Below are 4,253 nucleotides of genomic sequence, written 5' to 3' on the forward strand. Positions count from 1 at the left end.
GCCACCGGCCCGCCCATGGCGTCCCGGAGCGCCCGGGCCGCTGCCCCGGGGTCCGGCGCCTCCAGGATCTCCCGGGCCGCCACCAGGAGGGCGGGCGGACCGGCCAGGGCCCGCACCGTCTCCACCGTCCCACCCTGGGGACCGATCCCCGGGACCAGGAACCAGCGCTCCGGCGCCAGCCGGCGCAGGGCGGCCAAGGCATGGGGGACCGTGGCGCCGACCACAAAGCCGATCCGCTCTGAGCCCGGCTCCTCCAGGAAGCGCCGGGCCAGAGCCTGGTAGAGGGGCTCGCCGCCGGCCAGGAGCTCCTGGACCGCCTCCGCGCCCGGGTTCGAGGTCCGCAGGACGAGGAACACCCCCCGGTCCGCCCGTTCCAGGAAGGGACGCAGGGATTCCGGGCCCAGGAAGGGGCTGGCAGTCACCGCGTCCGCCCGCAGGACATCGAAGGCGAAGCGGGCGTAGGCCTCGGCCGTCCATCCGATATCCCCGAACTTGCCATCCAGGATGACCGGGATCTCCGGGGGGATGGCCGATCGGACCGCGCGGAGGGTCTCCAGGCCTTGGGGGCCCAGGGCGAGATAGAAGGCCAGGTTGGGCTTGTAGGCCGCCGCGACCTCCGCGGTGGCCTCGACGACTGCCCGCAGGAAGGTCGCTGCCGGATCCGGGTGCTGCCGCGCCCAAGAAGGCAGCCGCGCCGGCACAGGGTCCAGCCCCACGCACAACCCCCAGCGGGCCTCGCCGGTCCGCCGACCCAGCCGCTCGAAGAAATCCACGGTCCCCTCCCCCTCAGGCCCGTCCCAGCACCGCGGCCAGCAGGGCCATACGGATGTAGAGGCCGTTGGCCACCTGGCGGAAGTAGGCCGCCCGTGGATCCCGATCCACCGCCGGGTCGATCTCGCCCACCCGGGGCAACGGGTGCATTACGATCATCCTCTCCTTGGCCCGGCGCATCAGTTCCGGCGTGATCACGTAGTAGTTCTTCACTTGCTCGTAGGCGTTGAGGTCGGTGAAGCGCTCCTTCTGCACCCGCGTCACATACAGCACGTCCACGTCCTCGATCACATCGGCCACATCGTAGGTCTCGTAGACGGGAATCCCCTTGGCGCGCACCTCGTTCATCAGATCGAGGGGCAGCCGCAGGATCTCCGGCGAGACGAAGGAGAGCCGGACGTCATACATCGTCAGCAGTTTGGTGAGGGAGTGAACGGTGCGCCCGAAGCGGAGATCCCCGACCATGGCGATGTGCAGCCCGTCGATACGGCCCAGTTCCTCCTGGATGGTAAACAGGTCCAGCAGGGCCTGGGTGGGGTGCTCCCCAATGCCGTCGCCGGCGTTGATCACGGGCACCTCGGCCACCTCGGCGGCGATCCGCGCAGCCCCCACCTCGGGGTGGCGCAGCACGATGACGTCGGAATACTGCTCCAGGGTCTTGATGGTGTCCGGCAGGGACTCGCCCTTGGCCACCGAGGAGAACTGGACGCCCTGGGTAATGGGGATGACGGCCCCGCCCAGGCGCTCCATGGCGGCAATGAAGGAGGAACTGGTGCGGGTGCTGGGCTCGTAGAAGACGCAGGCCATCACGTAGCCCTTGAGGAGGTCGCAGGCCCCCATCCGTCGCACCATCTCCCGCATTTCCTCGGCGACGTCGAAAAGATAGGCCAGGTTCTCCCGGTTGAACTGGGAGACGGAGAGGATGTCCTTCATGTAAAAGCCGTTGTTGGGATTGACCGGCTCGCGACGGGCCACGCCGTCGAACTGGAACAGACGGGTTCGGGTGACCATCCTCCACCTCCAGGTATCGGGTGTTTCATAGGCAAGGCGCCCGCGGTTCCCCCAACGGCCGCCTTCGGCTACGCAGCGAAGAGCACACGGCCCGAGCCCGGGGGAGCCAGGACACGGCCGTCCTCGAAGACAACGCGCCCCCAAAGGGTCACGCGACGGACCCGGGCCCGCACCGGCATGCCCTCGAAGGGCGTCCACCCACACTTCGTGAACAGCCCCTCCCGGGAGATCGTCCACGGGCCACCCCACTCAACCTCCACCGCGCTCTCCGGCGGCTCCAGCAGCCCGAAGATGCGCCGGGGGCCGGTGGCGGTCAGGCGGACGACCTCCTCCAGGCGCAGGCGGCCTTCGGCGACGGCGGTGAGCAACAGCGGCAGCATCGTCTCCAGGCCGGGGACCCCAGGCGGCGGGTTGGGCCCCTGTTTCTCCTCGATGGTGTGGGGGGCGTGGTCGGTGGCCACCGCGTCGATGATCGGGAGATGGGCCCACAAGGCCTCCTGATCCGCCCGCGAAGCCAAGGGGGGCCGCATCTGGCCGAAGGGACCCAGCCGGGGCAGGTCGGCCTCGTTCAGGAAGAGATGGTGGGGGGTGACCTCGCAGGTCACCGGCCATCCCTGCTCCTTGGCCCGGCGGATCAGGAGGATCTCCTCCCGACGGCTGACGTGGCAGAAATGGACCGGCTTGCGGAAGAGGGCCGCCAACCCCAGGACCATGGCCACGGTCCTTCCCTCCGCGTGGACAGCGATGGGGCGGGGGCCCGGCCAGGCCTCGAAGTGCCGCAGGAGGGCCAGCAGGCCCTCCAGGCGCAGCGGCCCGTAGGTGGCATCGAGATACAGTTTCAAGCCGGCAGCCTGCCCGGCCAGGGCTGCCGCCGTCTCGGCGTTCCCCGCCGTCCCGCCGAGGAAGAGCCCGACCTCGCAGCGGGCCGCCTGACGGGCCCGCTGGAGGGCCTTGTGGAAGGCAGCGGGCTCCGTCAGAGGCGGGCGGGTGTTGGGCATGGCCAGCACGGTGACCACGCCCCCCGCCAGGGCCGCCGCCGTTCCGGTGGCGAAGTCCTCCTTGTGGGTCTCACCCGGCTCCCGCAGATGCACGTGGATGTCCGCTGCAGGCGGCAACCGAAGGACCATCGCGGCCCTCCCTGGAACCCGGCCGCGCCGGGGCATAAAAAAAGGCACCGGGAGGGATTCCTTCCACCCGGTGCCCGTTCAAAACCACCCGGGCTCCCCCAGGGGAGGCCCCCCAGGGGAACCGGTGCATCCGTTGCGTTGCGTGCAATCCCCGCGTCTCCCGGCCCATGCCGGGACTCTATCATGCCACAACCCATGCGCCCTGTCAACTCACACGCGGGGGATGGTGATCCCCTGTTGCTTTTGATATCGCCCTCCTTTCTCCCGATAGGAGCGCTCGCAGACCTCGTCGGCCTCGAAGAAGAGGACCTGGGCGATCCCCTCGTAGGCGTAGATCTTCGCCGGCAGGGGGGTGGTGTTGCTGATCTCCAGGGTGAGATACCCTTCCCACTCCGGCTCGAGGGGCGTGACGTTGACGATGATCCCGCACCGGGCGTAGGTGGACTTTCCCACACAGACCACCAGGACGTTGCGGGGGATCCGGAAGTACTCCACGCTCCGGGCCAGGGCAAAGGAATTGGGCGGGATAACGCACACCTCCCCCCGCACGTCCACGAAGGACCGCGGGTCAAAGTTCTTGGGATCGACGACGGTGCTGTAGACATCGGTGAACACCTTGAACTCGTCGGCCACCCGGATGTCGTATCCGTAGGAGGAGAGGCCATAGGAGATGACCCCCGGCCGCACCTGGGATTCCTCGAAGGGCTCGATCATACGGTGTCGAAGCGCCATCTCCCGGATCCAGCGGTCGGATTTGAGGCCCATCGCTCTCCCCTCCATTGGAAGGATTCCGCTCAGGTTTATTTTCCGCCGAATGTCCCTCGCCGCCCGCCCCTGGGGATCCCTTTCTCAGGGAAGGGCCATAACGACGGAGGGCGCCAGGTAGGGGAAATCGAAGCGGATTGGATCCCCCGGCCGGCGCCCGGGGATCGGCATCAGGCGGGCGGTGAGAGGCTTGCCCAGGCGGCCGCTGAGGGCGTGGAGATCCCGCAACACCCGGGCCAGGGCTTCCTCAGAGGCCTCGCCCGGCAGGGGGACGGTATCCAGGCCGGTCCCGCAGACGGCCGCGTAGAGGAGCAGGTCGTTGAGCCGGAAGGTCCCCTCGGCCGCCCGTTGGGCCAGGAGGGCGTCTTCCAGCACCGGGAGCATCACGCCGCAGAAACCCGTCTTGGGGAAATCCGCCTGTTGGATGACGGCCGCCAGCCCGGCCACCGCGGCCAGGGTGCCCGGGTGGCCGAAGGGCGCCCCGCTCAGGGCCTCGATGGCCGTCCCGATGCTGCGCTCGGGCTCGGGGAACGGGGCGAGGGAGAAATCGATCCCGGCGAAGCGCACCCTGGCCGATCG

The 4,253-nt window shown here is 69.1% G+C and carries 5 protein-coding genes; all 5 read right to left on the minus strand.

The genetic code is table 11. The features are described 5' to 3' along the window. Window positions 1-773, minus strand: a 773-nt coding sequence (gene pyrF / locus C4313_RS11190; RefSeq protein WP_352429939.1) for an orotidine-5'-phosphate decarboxylase, incomplete at its 3' end; no start/stop codon positions are given. 13 nt (window positions 774-786) lie between these two features. After that, window positions 787-1,704, minus strand: a complete 918-nt coding sequence (pyrB, locus tag C4313_RS11195; protein ID WP_352429943.1) for an aspartate carbamoyltransferase — start codon at window positions 1,702-1,704, stop codon at window positions 787-789. A gap of 146 nt (window positions 1,705-1,850) precedes the next feature. Continuing rightward, window positions 1,851-2,909, minus strand: a complete 1,059-nt coding sequence (locus tag C4313_RS11200) for an amidohydrolase family protein (RefSeq protein ID WP_352429940.1) — start codon at window positions 2,907-2,909, stop codon at window positions 1,851-1,853. Between the two features lie 210 nt (window positions 2,910-3,119). Further along, window positions 3,120-3,674, minus strand: a complete 555-nt coding sequence (gene dcd / locus C4313_RS11205; RefSeq protein ID WP_352429941.1) for a dCTP deaminase — start codon at window positions 3,672-3,674, stop codon at window positions 3,120-3,122. 84 nt (window positions 3,675-3,758) lie between these two features. Continuing rightward, window positions 3,759-4,253 (minus strand): DUF711 family protein (locus C4313_RS11210; protein ID WP_352429942.1); only part of this gene is annotated, 495 nt, incomplete at its 5' end.

This window comes from Thermoflexus sp. (genome assembly GCF_040289485.1).
Taxonomy (GTDB): Bacteria; Chloroflexota; Anaerolineae; order Thermoflexales; family Thermoflexaceae; genus Thermoflexus.

Coding starts and splice junctions, on each gene's coding strand:
- C4313_RS11200 (WP_352429940.1), bottom strand. CDS start 2,909: ATGGTCCTTCGGTTGCCGCCTGCAGCGGACATCCACGTGCATCTGCGG.
- pyrB (WP_352429943.1), bottom strand. CDS start 1,704: ATGAAGGACATCCTCTCCGTCTCCCAGTTCAACCGGGAGAACCTGGCC.
- dcd (WP_352429941.1), bottom strand. CDS start 3,674: ATGGGCCTCAAATCCGACCGCTGGATCCGGGAGATGGCGCTTCGACAC.